The organism is Sphingomonas sp. M6A6_1c (assembly GCF_053345135.1).
Genome location: NZ_JBKEZO010000006.1, coordinates 397,704 through 415,705 on the forward strand (window position 1 = coordinate 397,704; position 18,002 = coordinate 415,705).

The window sequence follows — 18,002 nt, forward strand, 5'->3', positions numbered from 1 at the left end:
GATCCTGCATCGCATTCGCACCCGATCCGCTGCAATTGCGGATCGGGATCGGCGATGGCCTACTATACTCAAATAGCCGTCCCTGACGCCGCACGCGCGAGCCGCGTGCGACAGAAATTTGCGTGCGCGATGATTTTGCCGCGGCAACAGTTGCGGCATTAACGGCTTTTAAATCCATTCCTGACCAAAAGGCCGTCGTTAGCCGTCTCGCCCGCTTTAGCATCGGCCTGCCGGCAAACGGCGTTGCGGTGCTATAAATCAGCGAGGCGATCAAGACATGACCACCATGACGTTGGTGCTCAATGAAGACGCATGTCTGAAGACGATCGGCGATATTGCCGCTCGTCTACAGGATGCTGCGTCCGAGCATGACAGCATTTGCCTCGATCTCACCGCGGCGGGCAATATCGACCTGAGTATCTTGCAACTTATTGAGGCGGCACGGCGACACGCCGCGAACGGGGGCGCCGCGGTGACGCTGTCGCAGCCTGCCGCGCCGGCGCTCGCCGCGCTGCTCGACCGCACCGGCTTCCTCGCCGCGGCGTCGCCTGCCGACATCACCTTCTGGTTCCACGGAGAATTGCCGCAATGACCGCTTCCATCCTGACCGTCGACGACAGCGCGAGCCTGCGCATGGCGATCCGCATCGCCCTGACGGGCGCGGGCTATGCCGTGACCGAGGCGGGCGACGGCATCGAGGGGCTCGCCAAGGCAGCGGAGACGCGGTTCGACCTGATCGTCACGGATCTGAACATGCCCAACATGGACGGGCTGACGATGATCCGCGAGCTGCGCAAGCAGCCCGAACAGGCCGGCGTGCCGATCCTCTTCCTGACCACCGAATCGGACGGCGACGTCAAGGCGCAGGCGAAGGCGGCGGGCGCCACAGGCTGGCTGGTCAAGCCGTTCGTGCCAGAACAGCTCGTCAAGACCGCCCGCAAGGTGCTCGGCAGATGACCGAGGACCCCGCCGCCGCCTTCCGCGTCGAAGCCGCCGAACTGCTCGACCAGGTCGAACAGGGGCTGCTCGATCTCGGCCGTCATCTCGGCGACATGGCCCTGGTCAATGCCGTGTTCCGCGGGCTGCACACGTTGAAAGGCTCGGGCGCGATGTTCGGCTTCGACGCGCTCGCCGCCTTCACCCATCATTGCGAAAGCGCGTTCGACAAGGTCCGCAAGGGCGAGGTGCCCGCGACCCAGGAACTCGTCGCGGTGATCCTGTCGGCGGGCGACCATATGCGCGCGCTGGTCGACGGCGATCCCGACGCCGGCGAGGGCGACGCAATCCTCGCGCGTCTCGCCGACGCGGTCGCCGCGGCGCAGAGCGATGGGCCCGCGGTCGCGGCGCCGGCGGTGGCGCAGCGCGGCTGGAGATTGTTCTTCCGCCTGCCCGTCGATGCGATGCGCAACGGCACCAACCCGCTGACCCTGCTCGACGAATTGCGTGAGCTGGGCGCGTGCACGATCGCGGTGCGCACCGATACGGTGCCGCCGCTGCCGGCGCTGGTGCCCACCGACTGCCATCTCGGCTGGGACGTGACGCTGACCGGCGACATCAGCCGCGAGGCGATCGAGGACGTCTTCATCTTCGTGATGGACGACATGACGCTCGACATAGAAGCGATCGAACCCGAACCGACGGTCGCGGAGGCGGTCGTCGCGGCAGCACCTGTCGAGGACGACGGCCAGAACGGGGCGAAGCTGCCCGTCAAGCCGGCGGCGGAGAGCGTCCGCGTTCCCGCCGAGCGGCTCGACCTGCTGATGGATCGCGTCGGCGAGCTCGTCATCGCACAGAGCCGGCTGTCGCAGCTCGCGCATCAGGACGGCGGCGTCGCGATGCGCTCGGTGTCGGAGGAGATCGAGCGGCTCTCGGGTGAATTGCGGGATACGATGATGGGGCTGCGCATGGTCCCCGTCGGTGCGCTGTTCGGCCGTTTCCGCCGTCTCGTCCACGATCTCGCGCGCGATACCGGCAAAGCGATCGAACTGGTCACCGACGGCGAGGCGACCGAGATCGACAAGACGGTCGTCGAACGCCTGTTCGATCCGCTCGTCCATATCGTCCGCAACAGCTGCGACCATGGCCTGGAGACGGCGGAGGTGCGGGCCGCCGCCGGCAAGCCCGCCGCCGGCACCGTCCGCCTGTCGGCGCATCAGGCCGGCGGCGAGGTGGTGATCACCATCCGCGACGACGGCCGCGGCATCGACCGCGCCCGCGTCCGCGCCAAGGCGGAGGCGAACGGCCTCGTCCAGCCCGGCCAGGTGCTGACCGACGGCGACCTGCTCGGGCTGATCTTCGCGCCCGGCTTCTCGACCGCGGCGCAGGTGACGAGCCTGTCCGGCCGCGGCGTCGGCATGGACGTCGTCAAGCGCACGATCGAGACGCTGCGCGGTACGATCGACGTCGCCTCGGTCGATGGCGAGGGTTCGACGATCACCCTGCGCATCCCGCTGACGCTGGCGATCATCGACGGGCTGCTCGTCCGCGTCGGCGAGGGGCGCTACGTATTGCCGCTCGCCGCGGTCGAGGAATGCCTCGAACTCAGTCCCGAGGAGGATGTGCGTTCGCGCGGGCGCAGCCTGATCAGCCTGCGCGACCGGCTGGTGCCGTTCGTGCGGCTGCGCGACCTGTTCGTCACCGGCACCGCACCCGATCCCTATCAGAAGATCGTCGTCGTCTCGATCGGCGCGGAGCGTGTCGGGCTGGTCGTCGACCAGATCATCGGCAACCATCAGACCGTCATCAAGTCGATGTCGGCGCTGCATCGCGACATCGGCTCCTTCTCGGGCGCCACCATCCTCGGCGACGGCAACGTCGCCCTCATCCTCGACATCGGCCATCTGGTCGATCTCGCCCAGCCCCGGGAGGAGCGGCTGCAGGCCGCGGGATAATCCATGACCGATTCCACTCCCCTGCCCTGGACCGCCGACGGCACGCTCGAAGTGCTGTCGTTCGGCGTCGGCGGCGAAACCTTCGCGATCGAGGCCGTGCTGGTCCAGGAAATCCTCGACCTGATGCCGGAGACCGCGGTGCCGGGCGCCGATCCGCTGGTCGGTCACGTCATCAACTTCCGCGGCCGCGTCATCCCCCTCGCCGACCTGCGCCGCGCGTTCGACATGGCGCCGGCGGACACCAATCGCGACAACCGCATCGTCGTGATCGAACGGCCGATCGGCGAGACGCTCGAACTGATCGGCCTGCGCGCCGACCGGGTCAACGAGGTGACGACGCTGTCGGCGGCGGATTGCGAGGCGGCACCGGCGATCGGCATGCGCTGGCGCCGCGACCACATCCGCGGACTGATCCAGCACAAGGGCGAGATCGTCGTCCTGCCCGACCTCGACGCCATCTTCGCGACCCTCGTCCACTGATCAGCCGCCGGCACCCGCAAGACAATAATAGGGGAGAACCTGTCATGACCGCATTCACCAATCTCTCGATACCGAAGAAACTGATCGTCTGTTTTACGATCCTGCTGCTGTTCGCGATCGGCGCCAACACGGTCATCTACAACAAGTCCAACGACTTGAAGGCGGCGACCGAGATGAACCAGCACACCTTCGCGGTGATCGGCGCGGCCAATCGGATCAAGGAGAATGCGGTCAATCAGGAGACCGGCTATCGCGGCTTTCTGCTGTCGGGCGACGCCAAGTTCCTCGAACCCTATCGCAAGGGCGCGACCGACCTCGCCGCCGCGCTGGACGAGGCGCGCAAGCTGACCGCGGACAATCCGCGCCAGCAGGAGCGGTTGCAGAAGATCAAGTCGCTGGTCGACGACTGGCACGACCGCGTCGCCGAACGCGCCATCCACCTGATGGGCAACCCGCAGACCGTCGGCGAGGCCCGCCAGATCGAGATCAGCGGCGCCGGCAAGCAGGTGTTCGACAGCCTGCGTGCCGAGATCGCCGCGGTGACCGACGAGGAGAACCGTCTGATGACCGAGCGCCAGGCCGCCCAGACGGCGGCGTTCGCCACCATCGAACGCGCGATCTTCATCGGCACCGCACTGACGCTGGTGCTGCTCGTGGCGATCGGCTTCGGCATGACGGCGACGATCGCCCGCCCCGTCGGCCGCGTCGCCGAACTGCTCGGCACGCTCGCGACCCCGCTCGCCACCGATCGCCGCGACGAGGTCGGGCGGATGATGGGCAGCGCGCAGGCGGTCGAGGCAGCGTTCCGCGACGTCTCCAACGTCGTCGCCGCAGTGTCGATCGGCGACCTGTCGAAGCGGCTGGAACGCGATTACGGCGGCCTGAGCAGCGAGGTCGGCCAGTTGCTGACGACGATGACCGTCAACCTCACCGCGATGGCGACGCTTGCCGACCGGATCGCCAATGGCGACCTGACCGTCGATCATTCGCCGCTGTCGGACAAGGACGTGCTCGGCCGCGCGCTGGCGACGATGATCGATCGGCTCGGCGTCGTCGTCGGCGACGCGATCGCCGCGGCGGAAAGCGTCGGCGCCGGCAGCCAGCAATTGTCGGCATCGTCGGAGCAGATGAGCCAGGGTGCGACCGAACAGGCCGCGGCGGCCGAGGAAGCCTCGGCATCGATGGAACAGATGGCCGCCAACATCAAACAGAACGCGGACAATGCCGCGCAGACCGAGAAGATCGCGCGTCAGTCGTCGAGCGAGGCGGAGCGCAGCGGTGCCGCCGTCCAGCGTGCGGTGGGCGCGATGCGGACGATCGCCGAGAAGATCGGCTTCGTGCAGGAAATCGCCCGCCAGACCGATTTGCTCGCGCTTAACGCAGCGGTGGAGGCGGCACGCGCCGGCGATCATGGCAAGGGCTTCGCGGTGGTGGCGGCCGAAGTGCGCAAGCTCGCCGAGCGCAGCCAGGCCGCCGCAACCGAGATCAGCGCGATGTCCTCCGATACGGTCGGTGCCGCCACCGAGGCGGGCGACATGCTGATCCGGCTGGTGCCCGATATCCGCCGCACCGCGGAACTCGTCTCCGAGATCAGCGCCGCCTGCCGCGAACAGGATATCGGCGCGTCGCAGATCAATCAGGCGATCCAGCAGCTCGATCAGGTGACGCAGCAGAACGCCTCTGCCTCCGATCAAATTTCCTCGACCTCGGATGCGCTCGCCGATCAGGCGGAGGAATTGCAGCAGAGCATCGCCTTCTTCCGCCTTGCCGACGCCGACCGCGCCGTGCCGGCCCAACCCGCCGCACGCAAGGCGATCGCCACCGCTCCGACGCGCCGCCGCGCGCCGATCAAGGGCACCAAGACCGCCAGCCTGACCAAGGTGAAGCCGGGGACGATCACCGACCAGCAGTCGCGCGTCCGTGGCTACGCCCTCGACCTCAGCGTCGGCGGCCCGGATGCCGAGGACGCCGACTTCGGCCGCGCCGCCTGATCGACGGATCCGGATGGCGGCATGATCGCCATCCGGACCGCGAACGGGCGTCGGGCGACAAACCCCTTCAACGCGCGATCCAGCGCTTCCGATTTTTTTAGGATTTCACCATGCGGGCAACGATCAAGATGAAGCTGGGGATCGCATTCGCGGTCCTGACGGCGATGTTGCTGATGGTCATCGGCCTCGGCATCGCCAAGTCGAACACCCTCAACGACGCGATCACCGACGTCATCGCCGGTCCGGCCAAGCAGCTCCAGTCGGCGCAGCAGGTCGAGGCGCATCTCGGCTACATGCTGTCGAACCAGAAGGCGCTCGCGCTCAATTCCGATCAGCAGATCATGGCCGGCTACAATATCGACACCGCCCGCCGCGTGCGCCAGTTCGAGACGCTGCTCGCCGATGGCGAGACCCGGGCCGCCGCGGAGGACAAGCCGTTGTGGCGCCAGGCGCGGCAGGATTGGGAGGCGCTGAAGCCCGTCTACGAACGGATCAGCGCGCTCGGCTCCGCCAACGAGAACGCCAAGGCCGGCGAGCTCACCGAAACCGAACAGAAGAAGATGGTCGAGGCGATCGTCCGCGACGTCAGCGGCATCGTCGATCGGCAGAGCGCGCACATGCACGAGGCGGACGAAGAGACGAACGTGCTCTATGCCAATGCGCGCAACCTGCTGATCGGCGTCGGCTGCGCCGCGACGCTGCTGGCGGCGGCCTGCGCGATCTGGATTTCGATGCTGGTGTCGCGCGGCCTGAAGCGGATCGGCGCTGCGATCGACGCGGTGGCGATCGGCGATCTCGACCATGATGTCGCCGCGACGAACAACGACGAGATCAAGGATCTGATCGACACCGTCAATCGCATGACGGTGAACCTGCGCCAGAGCGCGCAGCTCGCCCAGTCGGTGTCGACCGGCGATCTCACCATCGATCACAAGCCGTTGTCCGACAAGGATATGCTCGGCCATGCCTTGGTCACGATGATCGAGAAGCTGCGCACCGTCGTCGGCGATGCGACGCAGGCCTCCGCCAGCGTCGCCGCGGGCAGCCAGCAATTGTCATCCGCCTCCGAACAGGTCAGCCAGGGCGCGACCGAACAGGCCGCCGCCGCCGAAGAAGCCTCTGCGTCGATGGAACAGATGGCCGCCAACATCAAACAGAACGCCGACAATGCCGCGCAGACCGAGAAAATCGCGCGTCATTCGTCGAGCGAGGCGGAGCGTAGCGGCGCCGCCGTCCAGCGTGCGGTGGGTGCGATGCGGACGATCGCCGAGAAGATCGGCTTCGTGCAGGAAATCGCCCGCCAGACCGATCTGCTCGCGCTCAACGCGGCCGTCGAGGCGGCGCGCGCCGGCGATCATGGCAAGGGCTTTGCGGTCGTCGCCGCCGAAGTGCGCAAGCTCGCCGAGCGCAGCCAGGCCGCCGCGACCGAGATCAGCGCGATGTCCGCGGACACGGTCGGTGCCGCCACCGAGGCGGGCGACATGCTGATCCGCCTCGTCCCCGATATCCGCCGCACCGCGGAGCTGGTCTCCGAGATCAGCGCCGCCTGCCGCGAACAGGATATCGGTGCCTCGCAGATCAACCAGGCGATCCAGCAGCTCGATCAGGTGACGCAGCAGAACGCCTCTGCCTCCGAGCAGATTTCCTCGACCTCGGAAGCGCTGTCCGATCAGGCGGAGGAACTGGAGCACAGCATCGCCTTCTTCCGGCTCGCCGACGATCGGCGGAATAGCGCGCCGCAGGCACGCCGCGTCGCGAAGGCCGCTCCGGTGCGCCGCGCCGAGATCAAGGGAACCAAGATGGCCCGATTGTCCAAGCCCAAGGCGGGATCGATCGCCGATCAGCAGACCCGCGTGCGCGGCTTCGCGCTCGACCTGACCAATGGCGGCCCGGATGCGGAAGACGCCGATTTCGGACGCGCGGCATGAACGGCGGCGACGGCACGCTGCAGACGATCGTCTTCGGCATCGGCGACGAACTGTTCGCGTTGCCGATCGGCGTCGTCCGCGAGATCCTCGATCACGGCCCGGCGTTCCGCGTTCCCAATGCGCCCGACTGGCTGATCGGCCTGTGCGACGTGCGCGGCCTGTCGGTGCCGATGGTCGATTTCCGCATCTGCCTGGGGCTGCCCACCGCCGCGGTGACACCGGCGACGCGCGTGCTGGTGGTCGAAGCGGACACCGGCGGCGAGCGTGCGCTCGTCATCGGGCTGGTGGTCGACCGGGTGCTCGACGTCAGCACCTGGTCGCGCGAGGCGATCGAGCCGCTGCCCGACACCGGCACCGCCTGGCATTCGCGCCACGTCGTCAGCGTGCTGCGTCGGGAAGGCGGCTTCGTCGGCCTGCTCGAACTCGACGGCGTGCTGGCCGGCATGGCGGAGATTCTGGCCCAGTCGAGCACGGCAGCGCCGGTCGCGGCGGTGTCGTGAGCGACTTCAGCTATGACCGCATCACCGAGGATCTGCTGTCGGCGCGCGATTTCGCCCGCATCTCCGCCTATGTGACCGATGTCTCGGGCATCAAGATGCCCTCCAACAAATCGTCGATGCTCAGCGGGCGGCTGCGCCGCCGGGTGCGGGCGACCGGCCACGACACGCTCGCCGACTATTGCGGCTGGCTGTTCGAGGATGGCGGCCTCGCGGTGGAAGCGGAGCATCTGATCAACGCGATCACCACCAACAAGACCGATTTCTTCCGCGAGCCGGGCCATTTCGACTTTCTGAACGCCACGCTGCTGCCCGCGCTCGTCGCGGAGGGCCGCAACCGCATCCGCGTGTGGAGCGCCGGCTGCTCGACCGGCGCGGAGCCCTATACGCTGGCGATGCTGCTCGACGCCTTCGCGCAGGATCGCGGCGGGCCGGATTTCGGCATCCTCGCCACCGATCTCGATACCGACGTGCTGGCGGTCGCCCGGCGCGGCGTCTTCCCGCGCGTCGCGGTCGAACCGGTGCCGCCATTGCTCCAGCAGCGCTACGTGCTGCGCCCCACGGCGCCGGGCCGCGACGAGGTGCGCATCGTGCCGGCGCTGCGCGCGGCGATCGGCTTCGCGCCGCTCAACCTGATGGACGATCATTATCCCGTCGGCGCGCCGATGGACATGATCTTCTGCCGCAACGTGCTGATCTACTTCGATCGCGAGACGCAGGAGAAGGTCGTGCGGCGGCTGCTCGCCAATCTGCGCTCGGGCGGCCATCTATTCCTCGGCCATTCGGAATCGATCGCCGATCTCGACCTTCCGCTCACGCTGGTGGGCAACACCATCTTCAGGCGCCACTGACATGCCGGCCAAGCCAGTCCGCGTCCTGATCATCGACGACAGCGCCAGCGTGCGCCAGGCGATGACCCGCATCCTCTCCGCCGACCCGGAGATCGAGGTGATCGCCGCCGCCGCCGATCCGTTCGCCGCGGCGCGCTACATCCAGGCCGAGGTGCCCGACGTCATCACCCTCGACGTCGAGATGCCGCGGATGGACGGCATCACCTTCCTGCGCCGGATGATGGCGCAATGCCCGACGCCGGTCGTGATGTGCTCGTCGCTGGTCGAGGAAGGGTCGGAGACGTTGCTCCAGGCGCTCGAGGCGGGCGCGGTCGACGTCATCCTCAAGCCGCGCGTCGGCATCGCCGATCATCTGGTCGAGACGCATCTGCATATCTGCGAGACGGTGAAGGGCGCCGCCAAGGCGCGGCTCGGCCGCCGCCAGCCCGCCGGTACGGCGCCGCAGCAGCGACTGACCGCCGACGCGGTGCTGCCGCCGCCGAGCGGCCGCGCGATGAGCCGCACGACCGAGATGGTGGTGTGCATCGGCGCCTCGACCGGCGGAACCGAGGCGCTGCGCGAGGTGCTGACCGCGCTACCCGCCAATTCGCCGGCGATCGTCGTCGTCCAGCATATGCCGGAAAGCTTCACCCGCGCCTTCGCCCGGCGGCTCGACGGCATGTGCGAGGTCGACGTCAAGGAGGCCGAGGACGGCGACACGGTGATGCGCGGCCGGGTGCTGATCGCGCCGGGCGGCCTGCGCCACATGATGCTCGAACGCCAGGGCGCGCGCTATGTCGCCGCGGTGCGCGAGGGGCCTCTGGTGTCGCGGCATCGCCCGTCGGTCGACGTGCTGTTCCGCTCCGCCGCGCGCAACGCCGGTTCGAACGCGGTCGGCATCATCATGACCGGCATGGGCGACGACGGCGCGCGCGGCCTGCTCGAAATGAAGGAAGCGGGCGCCCGTACGCTCGCGCAGGACGAGGCGACCTCGATCGTCTTCGGCATGCCCAAGGAAGCGATCGCCCGCGGCGCGGCGGATCGCGTCGTGCCGCTCGGTGCGATCGCCCGTGAACTGCTGCTCGCCGCCGCACGATAACAAGGACAAGACGATGTTCCAGGATAGCAACGCGTTGGTCGTGGTCGAAACCGCGGAATGCCCGATCCGGCGGGGGCTGGCGCAGCTCGCCGCCAATCTCGATACGCGCTTCCTGCGCGCGGGCACGACGCTGGCGGAGGCGATCGGGATGATCGACCGGATCGTCGGCGGCCTCGACACGATCGTCGATGCGCTCGACGCGAGCAACGCCGGCGCCGCCGCCGCCGATCTCACCCAGGTCGCCGAACGCATCACCGCTCTGCCCGCGGCGCTCGCCGGCCGCACCGGGCGGATCAAGACGATCGCCGGCATCGCCGCGCTGCTGCGCCAGCATGTGCTCGACATGCACCGGTCGCTGCGCGTGCTCGGCATCTATGGCATGAACATCAAGATCGCCGCCTCGGGCGAGCCGCAATTCGTCGGCTTCGTCAACGGCATGAACGGCAAGCTCGCCGCCGGCGAGACGCTGCTGACCGAGGTGATCAGCAAGCTCAAGGAACTGGAGACGGGGCTCGCCAGCGTCCAGCAGGTCGATCGCCTGCTCACCGCCGAATGCGTCAAGGCGGTCCCGGCGGTGCCGCAGCGGCTCGCCGCGGATGCGGCCGCGCTCGGCGTCCACCTTCAGGGTGCCGCGCAGCTCGCCCGCCGCGTCGCCGCGATCGCGCGCAGCATCCAGACCAAGGTGGCGGTGCTGCTCGGCGCGTTGCAGGTCGGCGACAGCACCCGCCAGCGGCTGGAGCATGTCGTCGCCGCGCTGCAACTGGTCGAATCGCACGGCTGCGGCCCGGGGGCGGCGGCGCACGTCGATCGCCTGCTCTCCGCGCAGCTCGACGCCGTCGTCCACGATTTCGGCCGCGAGACCGGCGCGCTGGTCGCCTCGCTCGATGCGCTGATCCCCGATGGTCACGCCTTGCTCGACCTGATCGCCGAACAGGCCGGCGAGGACAATCGCGGCTTCCTCACCCGGCTGGAGGAGAGCGTCACCGGCATGGACCGGATCATCGTCCAGCTCCAATCCGCGCATCAGCAGGCGGAGGGGATGACCGGGCTGATCGATGCCACCGTCACCGAGCTGACGCAGCGCGTCGGCCGACTGAGCGCGATCCGCACCGACGTGCAGGACATCGCCACCAACACGCGGCTGCTCTGCCGTCGCCACGGTGCGGTCGGCCGCGCCGTCGCGGTCGTCGCGCAGGAAGTGGACGCCTATGCGCGCGATCTCGGCGCGACGACGATCGACGTCGGGCGGACGATCGGGCGGCTCGGCGATGCCGAGGTGTCGCTGGCGCTGGGCGACGACGAGCCGGATGTCGCGACGATGCTCGCCCGCGCGCTGCTCGTGATCCGCGAGGCGTGCCGCCGTACCGAACAGGTCGTGCTGCAGGGCGGCGACGACGCGCAACGGCTGGTCGAGCTGGTCGAGGCGACCGCGGTCGATCTCGCGCAGGAGCTGTCGCTGACCGGCACGATGGAAGAGGCATCGGCGATCCTGGCGGAACGCGCCAGCGACCTGCCCGAGCTGACCCCGGAAGACGAGGGCGCGTTGCACGCCGTCCTGCCCACAATCGCCAAGCTCTACACGATGGCGGCGGAGCGCGACGTCCACGCCCGCTTCCTGCTGCCCGGCATGGCGACGACGGCGCATGCGGCGAACGACGATGACGACGACGACGGACTGTTCTGAGTCGCGTCGGCGCCACCGTCACCGGCCTGACCCAATCCGCGGCTAGCCCGCCGCGGATGACGCTCCTCCGCCTGCTGCCCGCCGCCCTGCTCCTCTTCGCTGCGCCCGCGCCGCTCGCTGCGCGGCCGGCGCTTGCCGTCGAGCGCGTCGTCGTGCTGATGCGGCACGGCGTGCGCGCGCCGATCGACGGCGAGGCGCCAGCGGGCACGCGTACCGCCGCGCCCTGGCCACGCTGGCCGGTGCCGGCGGAGCATCTCACCCCGCATGGCGCGCAGGCGATGACGCTCCTCGGCGCGGAAGATCGCCGCGTGTTGGTCGCCGCCGGGCTGGTGCCGCGCACAGGCTGCCCCGCCCCGCGCACCCTGCGGATTCACGCCAACACCGCCGAGCGCACCATCGCCAGCGGCATCGCCTTCGCCGCCGGCGTCGCGCCGGGCTGCACGATCCCGGTCGATCACCTCGCGCCCGATCGCGCCGATCCGCTGTTCGAGCCGCTGCGCGCCGGCGCCACCCGGTTCGATCCGGCGACCGCGATCGCCGACATCCAGCATTATACCGGCGGCATCGACGCGCTCGCCCGCCGCCATGCCGCGGCGATAGCAGAGCTCGACACGTTGCTCGGCTGCGGCGCGCCGCAGGGGTGCAGCCCGATCACCCCCTCCCGCATCCTCCCGTCCGCCGACGGCCGCGGCATCGACCTCAGCGGGCCGATCCGCACCACCTCGGGCACTGCGCAGGTCCTCCTGCTGCAATATGCCGAGGGGCTCGATGTCCCCGGCTGGCCGCGGATCGACGCGGCAGCGCTCCGCCGGGTCGGCACGCTGCACGCCGCGCTGTTCGACGTCTTCACCCGCCCGCCCTATATGGCGGCGCATCAGACCGCCGTCCTGGGCCGCCACATGCTCGCCGCGCTAACCGAAGCGGGCGCCGCACCGGTCGACATATTGGTCGGCCACGACACCAACGTCACCGCGCTGGCCGCCGTCCTGCACGTCCCCCTGCGTGCACCCGGCTATGCCGAGGGCGACGTCGCCCCCGGCGGCGCGATCTGGCTCGAACGATTGTACGATCCCGCCCGCAAGCGGCGTTACGTCCGCGCCTCCTATCGGACGCAGTCGCCCGACGATCTGCGCCGCCTGTCGCCCAGGGTGACGGTCACGCCGCTGCCGATCCCCGGCTGCGGCGTGAGCGGTCTATGCGAGCTGGCGACGTTCGACCGGATGGTCCGCCGCCGCCTCGCCCCGGCTCAATAAGCGGCGGTGAAGCGGCCGAGGCTGTGCTGCGGCTGTTCGAGTTCGTCGACCATCGCGATCGCGAAATCCGCGAAACTGATCCGGCTCTCGCCATTCGCATCGACGACGAGCTGGTCGCCGCCGGTGCGATACCGGCCGGTCCGCGGTCCTTCGAAGATCAGCGCCGCCGGCGAGAGGAACGTCCAGTCGACCTCTTGCTCGTCCCGCAACGCGTCGAGGAAAGCGATCCCGCCGGCCGCGAACGGCTTCCATTCCTCCGGAAAATCCGGCGTGTCGAACAGCCGCTGGCCCGGTGCGACCTCCAGGCTGGCGGCACCGCCGGTCACCAGCAGCCGCGGCACGCCCGCGCGCTTGACCGCCGCCAGCAAAGTGTCCGCCGTGACGTCGAAATGCAGCGCGCTGATCACCGCATCGCTGCCGCGGATCAGTTCGGCGAGCGCCGCCGGGTCGGACGCGTCGCCCGCCACCGCCTCGATCCCGTCCGCCTGCGGGATCGCCGCGGGGTTGCGGGCGATGCCGCGCACCTTGTGGCCGCGCGCGGCGAGTTCCTTGGCGATTTCCGACCCGGCGTGGCCGCTCGCACCCAATACCGATATTTGCATGTCGCAACTCCCTTTGGTTTCCATTGGTGACCAACATCGGTAAAGGTGACCTATGATGCAAGACGGCACCTTCGACTCCCTTGGTCACCCACACGAAACCACCATCGGACGCGGCGACGCTTATGCGCGCGACTGCCCGACCCGCCAGTTGCTCGACCGGATCGGCGACAAATGGAGCGTGCTGATCCTGCTGCTGCTCGGCGATCAGGAGCGGCGCTTCGGCCAGCTCAAGCAGCGGATCGGCGGCATCTCGCAGAAGATGCTCAGCCAAACGTTGCGTGCGCTCGAACGCGACGGGCTGGTGACGCGCCACGCCGTCGCGACGGTGCCGGTCACCGTCAGCTATCGCGTCACGCCGCTCGGCCGCGACCTGCTCGCCGCGCTGCGGCTGATGATCGACTGGGCGGAGACGCGCATGCCAGAGGTGGCGGCGGCGCAGGGCCGTTACGATACGCGCACCGCGGCGAGCCACTGATCGGCCGCGCGCGCTCCCGCTGCATCGCCTTCCCGCTCTAAGCGTTGACCGGCGATGGCCGTCTTCTTCACCGCCGATACGCATTTCGGCGACCACCGCACGATCAACATCCAGCGCCGGCCGTTCGCGGAGACCGCGACGATGGACGCGACGCTGATCGCGCGCTGGAACGCCCGCGTCGCGCCGGGCGACATCGTCTGGCACCTCGGCGACGTCGCGCGCCGTGCCAACGATGTCGCCGGGCTGCTCGACCGGCTGCACGGCACCAAGCATCTGCTGTCCGGCAACAACGATCCCGACGGCACCCGCACCGCCGCCGGCTGGGCGAGCGTCGGCGATTATGCGGAGGTGTCGCTGGACGGTCATACACTCGTCCTCTGCCATTATCCCTTCCGCAGCTGGAACGGCCAGCATCGCCGCGCGATCAACCTGCACGGCCATAGCCACGGCCGGCTGAAGCCGATGCCCCGCCAGTTCGACGTCGGCGTCGACGCCCGCGATTTCGCGCCAGTCACGCTTGCCGAATTGCTGGCCCCGATGCCGCCGGCCGCTCGTTGAGCAGCAGCAACGCCAAGGATATGACCATGATCGACCAACCGGACGACGCCACCGACCGCCCCGATGCCGACGACACTGCCGACAAGACGACCCGCGCCGTCGAGGAATCGGGCAGCAGCGGCACCGACGATAAGCACGTCGGCAAGGCGCAGGAGGATCTCGACGCGGACGACCTGAAAGGCTTCGTCAAGGACCCCCTCGAACAATGACGGATCGCGACACCTTCGGACGCGATGCCGGCCCGCGCGACGGCGCCGCCGGCAACCGCCCGTTGATCCGGCGGGTGATCATCGTGATGATCGCCTTCCTCGCCGTATCGATGGCCGGGATGCTGGCGCTCGGCATCGCGCTCTATCGCAGTTGACCGCCGTCGCCGGTCAATCCGCGTCAGGCATCATCCGCGCGGACAGGTCCATCAGGTTGCGCGCCGCATCGCGATCGGCGGCATCCTCGAACACCGCGTCGAGCGCCGGCGCCGCATCCAGCATGTAGAGCAACGTCCACAATGCGAATCGCCGCGCCCGGTCGCGCTCCAGGCCAAGGTCGACGCGCATATGCTCGATCCCCGCGGCGATCGCCTCCGGCGGCACCGTCGCCAATTGGTCGGTGCCGAAATAGCGGCGCATCTGGTCGTCGAGGTCCATCGCCGAGCCTCCTAGCGGCAGATCATCCGGCGGCAAGCCCGCGGGGCCGCCGGCTCATCCTTCCTCCGCCGGATTGTCGCGCCAGATCCGTTCGGCGAGCAGCGTGGCGAAGCCCAGCCAGGCGACGAACGGCACGCCGACCGCCGCCGCCGGCCGGTCCACGCGCGCGGCGGTCGCGACATAAGCGGCGCTTGATGCCACCATCGCGCCCGACGCCACCGCGCTCGCGCCGAGCTTCTTCTCGCGGAAGAACAATTGCGTCCAGCCGCCGACCATCGCGGTATTGAGCAGCCAAAGCCCGACCGCGGCATTGCGCGCCGGCCCCGTCGGCCGTCGCAGCAGGCGATAGCCGCCGACCGCGAGGCCCGTCTCGAGCACCGGCCATACCGCGCCGAATGCCGCATCGGGCGGGGTGAAGCCGGGCTTGTCGAGCCGGCGGTACCAGCGGCGGATGCCGGGATGCGACGGATCGGGCGCGTTGCGCCGGCCGAGCACCGCGCTCGCCCCGAGCACGACGCCCACCGCGCCGAGCGCGAGCAGCGGCGACAGCCCGCTCGCCCCCGGCGCCGCGGCGACGGTTGGCGTCCGCGGTGGCGCGGCGATCGTCGCGTCGGTCGGGATCGCGTCGGCGTAGCGCGACAAATCGGGTTCCTTCGGGCTGCCGCCGAACACCTTGCCCACCATATTATGGACGATCGGTCGGCTCGCCACTGCCAGCACGCCATGCAGCAGCCGGATGGCGAGCCGGCTCTGCGGGTTCATCAGGCGCGGCGCGATCTTGGGGACGCCCTGCGCATCCTCCACCATCGGGCGCATCGCCTCGTCATAAGCCGCAAACGCCGCGGTCACGTCGTCGTGCCGCGCCAGCTCCGCCGCCAGCACATAGGCGCCGGTGATCGCCAGCGTCGTGCCGATCCCGGCGATCGGCGTCGCGCACCAGGCGGCATCGCCGGTCAGCACCACCCTGCCCTTCGACCAGCGCTTCATCCGCACCTGTCGCAGCACGTCGAAATAGAAATCGTCGGTGGTGTCCATGCCGTCCAGCACGCGCGCGGCCTGCCAGCCGGCATCGGCGAACCGCTCGTGCAGCCACGCCTTCTGGCGATCCATGCTCCAATCCTGCTCGCCGCCCGGCCGCTGCTGCACCGACAGCATCGCGCGGGTCGTGCCGTAGCGGTCGGGGCGCAGCGACACGCTGCGGCCGCCGGTCGCATTGTACCATCGCCACAATTGCCCGTCGTCCGGGGTCCGCGGGATCGTGAAATAGGCGATCGTCAGGTCCATCCAGCGCGGCGCATTCTCGTTGGCGAAGACGCGCGATCGGGTCGCCGATCCCACCCCCTCGGCGACGATGACCGCGTCGTATCGCGCTGTGCGTCCGCTGGCGAAGGTGACAATCGCCGCCTCGTCATCCTCGTCGATCGCCGCCACGCTGTCGCCGAAGCGATAGGTGGCGCGCGCCGCGGCGGGTTCGTAGAGCAAGCGGGCGAGATCGCCGCGCAGGATCTCCATCTCGGCGGTGGGTCCGTCGGCACCCAGGTCAGCGGTGATGAACTGCGCGGCGACGCTGCCGTCGCCGTTCACCCAGGCGGTACCCTCCTCGCCGGTGCCCCGGTCCAGCGCCGCCTGCTCCAGTCCCATGCGCCGCAGCACCTCGCGGCCGACGCCGCGCACGTCGATATTCTGGCCGCCGTCGCGAAACGCAGGCGTCCGTTCGACGACCTCGACATCGAAGCCGGCGCGGCCCAGGCACCACGCCGCGGTATTGCCGGCGATGCTGGCACCGGTGATCAGGATACGGCGGGACATGGCATATTCTCCTCTGCCCGGCACAACGGTCGAGGTGACGGAAGGTCGCGTCTCCTCAACCGGTACGCCGCGCCAGCCGGTTCACCACCGGCGTGATGATCACCGCGAGGATCGCGATCGCCGCCGCGACATAACCGACCCATCCCAGACCGAGATGCTGGATCACCGATCCCCCGATGATCGCACCCAGCCCGATACCGGCATTGGCCATCGACACGTTGAGCGTCCCCGCCAGCGCCTGCGCATGGCTGGCGGATTGCATCACCCGGACCTGGCAGATCGGGTAGAGCGCGGTGTTGGCGATACCCCAGACGGCCAGCGCGATCGCGAGCCAGAGCGGCGAGCCGGCGAGCAGCGTCGTCGCGGCCATGCCGACCGCGAGCACCAAAGCGGTGATCGCGGTCACCATCAGCGGCCCGCGCCCGACGAACTGGCCACCCAGCCAGTTCCCGGCAAGCCCGACGATGCCGAAGCCCATCAGCCACCAGCCGACCTGCCCTGCCGGAATATGCGCGATCTGCTCGAGCGTGTCGGCAAGATAGGTGTAGGCGGTGAACATCGCGGTGAACACGACGACCGACAGGATGACGTTGCCCAGGAAATACGGGTCCTTGAGGATCCGCGCCTGTTCCGCGAGCTTCACGCGGGCAGGACGGGCCAGCGTCGGCATCACGACGAGCAGCAGCACCGCCATCAGCAACGACAACCCCGACAGGGTCCAGAACGTCCCGCGCCAGCCGAATGCGGTCGACGCCAGCGTGCCCAGTGGAATGCCCAGCACCATCGCGCCGGAAATGCCGAGATAGACGTTGGCGACCGCCTTGCCGGCCTTCTCCGGTCCGGCGAGTTCCCCGGCGGTTTCGCTCGCCGTCCCCCAGAACACCGGCAGCGCCAGCGCCGGCAGGAACCGCGCGATGCCCAGCACCCAGATATTCGGCGCCGCCGCGGCGAGCGCATTGGCCCCGGCGAAGATCACCAGGATCACGACGAATAGCCGCTTGCGTTCGACATGCGACAGCATCGCCGTCAGTACCGGCCCGGCGAGCATGACGGTGAATGCGAACAACGTCACGAGCTGCCCCGCGACCGCGATCGACAGGCCAAGATCCCGCGCGAGCTTCGGCAACAATCCGACGATGATGAATTCGGTCGTGACGATCACGAAGGCGGAGATCGCCAGCAGCAGAACGGCCAGGCCATGGCCCGCGGCGGTCGCGGCCGGCGGCGTCGCGGTAATCGAATGGGCGGGGGACGACATCGG

20 protein-coding genes are annotated in these 18,002 nt (G+C 69.1%); 16 read left to right on the forward strand and 4 right to left on the reverse strand.

The features are described from left to right. The first annotated feature begins 122 nt into the window (after positions 1 to 122). The 12 genes from ACLBWH_RS15130 (at position 123) to ACLBWH_RS15185 (ending at position 12,653) form a co-directional block, all read left to right on the forward strand. The gene (locus tag ACLBWH_RS15130) at positions 123 to 257 is read left to right on the forward strand and encodes a hypothetical protein (RefSeq protein WP_322849680.1); all 135 of its coding nucleotides are present in this window, start codon (positions 123 to 125) and stop codon (positions 255 to 257) included. A 20-nt stretch (positions 258 to 277) separates the two neighbouring features. Further along, positions 278 to 592: an STAS domain-containing protein gene (locus tag ACLBWH_RS15135; protein WP_322849681.1), complete on the forward strand. Its 315-nt coding sequence runs from the start codon at positions 278 to 280 to the stop codon at positions 590 to 592. Next, positions 589 to 957 (forward strand): response regulator, encoded by a 369-nt coding sequence (locus ACLBWH_RS15140; protein ID WP_322849682.1) that lies wholly within the window; start codon positions 589 to 591, stop codon positions 955 to 957. The genes ACLBWH_RS15135 and ACLBWH_RS15140 overlap by 4 nt, the downstream gene beginning before the upstream one ends. Beyond that, a complete protein-coding gene (locus ACLBWH_RS15145) occupies positions 954 to 2,891 on the forward strand; it encodes a chemotaxis protein CheA (RefSeq protein WP_447799693.1) in 1,938 nt (645 codons plus the stop codon). The genes ACLBWH_RS15140 and ACLBWH_RS15145 overlap by 4 nt, the downstream gene beginning before the upstream one ends. A 3-nt stretch (positions 2,892 to 2,894) precedes the next feature. Next, on the forward strand, positions 2,895 to 3,371 hold the full coding sequence (locus ACLBWH_RS15150) for a chemotaxis protein CheW (RefSeq protein WP_447799694.1): 477 nt from the start codon (positions 2,895 to 2,897) through the stop codon (positions 3,369 to 3,371). 44 nt (positions 3,372 to 3,415) lie between these two features. After that, positions 3,416 to 5,362, forward strand: a complete 1,947-nt coding sequence (locus tag ACLBWH_RS15155; protein WP_447799695.1) for a methyl-accepting chemotaxis protein — start codon at positions 3,416 to 3,418, stop codon at positions 5,360 to 5,362. 110 nt (positions 5,363 to 5,472) lie between these two features. Then, positions 5,473 to 7,290, forward strand: coding sequence for a methyl-accepting chemotaxis protein (locus ACLBWH_RS15160; RefSeq protein WP_447799696.1), 1,818 nt, complete (start codon positions 5,473 to 5,475; stop codon positions 7,288 to 7,290). Then, the gene (locus ACLBWH_RS15165) at positions 7,287 to 7,790 is read left to right on the forward strand and encodes a chemotaxis protein CheW (protein WP_447799697.1); all 504 of its coding nucleotides are present in this window, start codon (positions 7,287 to 7,289) and stop codon (positions 7,788 to 7,790) included. The genes ACLBWH_RS15160 and ACLBWH_RS15165 overlap by 4 nt, the downstream gene beginning before the upstream one ends. Beyond that, positions 7,787 to 8,638, forward strand: a complete 852-nt coding sequence (locus tag ACLBWH_RS15170; RefSeq protein WP_447799698.1) for a CheR family methyltransferase — start codon at positions 7,787 to 7,789, stop codon at positions 8,636 to 8,638. The genes ACLBWH_RS15165 and ACLBWH_RS15170 overlap by 4 nt, the downstream gene beginning before the upstream one ends. 1 nt (position 8,639) lies before the next feature. Further along, positions 8,640 to 9,716: a protein-glutamate methylesterase/protein-glutamine glutaminase gene (locus ACLBWH_RS15175; protein ID WP_322849689.1), complete on the forward strand. Its 1,077-nt coding sequence runs from the start codon at positions 8,640 to 8,642 to the stop codon at positions 9,714 to 9,716. Positions 9,717 to 9,729: 13 nt separating this feature from the next. Further along, positions 9,730 to 11,400 (forward strand): hypothetical protein, encoded by a 1,671-nt coding sequence (locus ACLBWH_RS15180; RefSeq protein WP_447799699.1) that lies wholly within the window; start codon positions 9,730 to 9,732, stop codon positions 11,398 to 11,400. A 56-nt stretch (positions 11,401 to 11,456) separates the two neighbouring features. Further along, positions 11,457 to 12,653 carry a histidine-type phosphatase gene (locus ACLBWH_RS15185; RefSeq protein ID WP_447799700.1) on the forward strand — a complete coding sequence of 399 codons (1,197 nt, stop codon included), beginning with the start codon at positions 11,457 to 11,459 and terminating at the stop codon, positions 12,651 to 12,653. Here ACLBWH_RS15185 and ACLBWH_RS15190 read toward each other — a convergent pair. Then, on the reverse strand, positions 12,647 to 13,255 hold the full coding sequence (locus tag ACLBWH_RS15190) for an NAD(P)-dependent oxidoreductase (protein ID WP_447799701.1): 609 nt from the start codon (positions 13,253 to 13,255) through the stop codon (positions 12,647 to 12,649). The genes ACLBWH_RS15185 and ACLBWH_RS15190 overlap by 7 nt on opposite strands. A 55-nt stretch (positions 13,256 to 13,310) precedes the next feature. On the opposite strand from ACLBWH_RS15190, the gene ACLBWH_RS15195 reads away from it, so the two are divergent. The 4 genes from ACLBWH_RS15195 to ACLBWH_RS15210 are packed head-to-tail and all read left to right on the forward strand — an operon-like array spanning position 13,311 to position 14,652. Continuing rightward, positions 13,311 to 13,730: a winged helix-turn-helix transcriptional regulator gene (locus ACLBWH_RS15195; RefSeq protein WP_447799746.1), complete on the forward strand. Its 420-nt coding sequence runs from the start codon at positions 13,311 to 13,313 to the stop codon at positions 13,728 to 13,730. Positions 13,731 to 13,784: 54 nt separating this feature from the next. Next, positions 13,785 to 14,288 carry a metallophosphoesterase family protein gene (locus ACLBWH_RS15200; RefSeq protein ID WP_447799702.1) on the forward strand — a complete coding sequence of 168 codons (504 nt, stop codon included), beginning with the start codon at positions 13,785 to 13,787 and terminating at the stop codon, positions 14,286 to 14,288. A gap of 26 nt (positions 14,289 to 14,314) precedes the next feature. Next, a complete protein-coding gene (locus ACLBWH_RS15205) occupies positions 14,315 to 14,497 on the forward strand; it encodes a hypothetical protein (RefSeq protein ID WP_447799703.1) in 183 nt (60 codons plus the stop codon). Beyond that, positions 14,494 to 14,652 (forward strand): hypothetical protein, encoded by a 159-nt coding sequence (locus ACLBWH_RS15210; RefSeq protein ID WP_322849695.1) that lies wholly within the window; start codon positions 14,494 to 14,496, stop codon positions 14,650 to 14,652. The genes ACLBWH_RS15205 and ACLBWH_RS15210 overlap by 4 nt, the downstream gene beginning before the upstream one ends. 13 nt (positions 14,653 to 14,665) lie before the next feature. Here the strand turns inward: ACLBWH_RS15210 and ACLBWH_RS15215 are convergent, their stop codons facing one another. The 3 genes from ACLBWH_RS15215 to ACLBWH_RS15225 are packed head-to-tail and all read right to left on the reverse strand — an operon-like array spanning position 14,666 to position 17,999. After that, complete coding sequence (locus tag ACLBWH_RS15215) at positions 14,666 to 14,932, reverse strand: hypothetical protein (RefSeq protein WP_322849696.1); 267 nt, start codon at positions 14,930 to 14,932, stop codon at positions 14,666 to 14,668. Positions 14,933 to 14,986: 54 nt separating this feature from the next. Next, positions 14,987 to 16,741, reverse strand: a complete 1,755-nt coding sequence (locus ACLBWH_RS15220) for a tryptophan-rich sensory protein (protein WP_447799704.1) — start codon at positions 16,739 to 16,741, stop codon at positions 14,987 to 14,989. A 55-nt stretch (positions 16,742 to 16,796) separates the two neighbouring features. Then, on the reverse strand, positions 16,797 to 17,999 hold the full coding sequence (locus tag ACLBWH_RS15225; protein WP_447799705.1) for an MFS transporter: 1,203 nt from the start codon (positions 17,997 to 17,999) through the stop codon (positions 16,797 to 16,799). Between the last annotated feature and the right edge of the window lie 3 nt (positions 18,000 to 18,002).

Coding starts and splice junctions, on each gene's coding strand:
- ACLBWH_RS15135 (WP_322849681.1), top strand. CDS start 278: ATGACCACCATGACGTTGGTGCTCAATGAAGACGCATGTCTGAAGACG.
- ACLBWH_RS15140 (WP_322849682.1), top strand. CDS start 589: ATGACCGCTTCCATCCTGACCGTCGACGACAGCGCGAGCCTGCGCATG.
- ACLBWH_RS15145 (WP_447799693.1), top strand. CDS start 954: ATGACCGAGGACCCCGCCGCCGCCTTCCGCGTCGAAGCCGCCGAACTG.
- ACLBWH_RS15150 (WP_447799694.1), top strand. CDS start 2,895: ATGACCGATTCCACTCCCCTGCCCTGGACCGCCGACGGCACGCTCGAA.
- ACLBWH_RS15155 (WP_447799695.1), top strand. CDS start 3,416: ATGACCGCATTCACCAATCTCTCGATACCGAAGAAACTGATCGTCTGT.
- ACLBWH_RS15160 (WP_447799696.1), top strand. CDS start 5,473: ATGCGGGCAACGATCAAGATGAAGCTGGGGATCGCATTCGCGGTCCTG.
- ACLBWH_RS15165 (WP_447799697.1), top strand. CDS start 7,287: ATGAACGGCGGCGACGGCACGCTGCAGACGATCGTCTTCGGCATCGGC.
- ACLBWH_RS15175 (WP_322849689.1), top strand. CDS start 8,640: ATGCCGGCCAAGCCAGTCCGCGTCCTGATCATCGACGACAGCGCCAGC.
- ACLBWH_RS15180 (WP_447799699.1), top strand. CDS start 9,730: ATGTTCCAGGATAGCAACGCGTTGGTCGTGGTCGAAACCGCGGAATGC.
- ACLBWH_RS15185 (WP_447799700.1), top strand. CDS start 11,457: ATGACGCTCCTCCGCCTGCTGCCCGCCGCCCTGCTCCTCTTCGCTGCG.
- ACLBWH_RS15190 (WP_447799701.1), bottom strand. CDS start 13,255: ATGCAAATATCGGTATTGGGTGCGAGCGGCCACGCCGGGTCGGAAATC.
- ACLBWH_RS15195 (WP_447799746.1), top strand. CDS start 13,311: ATGCAAGACGGCACCTTCGACTCCCTTGGTCACCCACACGAAACCACC.
- ACLBWH_RS15200 (WP_447799702.1), top strand. CDS start 13,785: ATGGCCGTCTTCTTCACCGCCGATACGCATTTCGGCGACCACCGCACG.
- ACLBWH_RS15205 (WP_447799703.1), top strand. CDS start 14,315: ATGATCGACCAACCGGACGACGCCACCGACCGCCCCGATGCCGACGAC.
- ACLBWH_RS15210 (WP_322849695.1), top strand. CDS start 14,494: ATGACGGATCGCGACACCTTCGGACGCGATGCCGGCCCGCGCGACGGC.
- ACLBWH_RS15215 (WP_322849696.1), bottom strand. CDS start 14,932: ATGGACCTCGACGACCAGATGCGCCGCTATTTCGGCACCGACCAATTG.
- ACLBWH_RS15220 (WP_447799704.1), bottom strand. CDS start 16,741: ATGTCCCGCCGTATCCTGATCACCGGTGCCAGCATCGCCGGCAATACC.
- ACLBWH_RS15225 (WP_447799705.1), bottom strand. CDS start 17,999: ATGTCGTCCCCCGCCCATTCGATTACCGCGACGCCGCCGGCCGCGACC.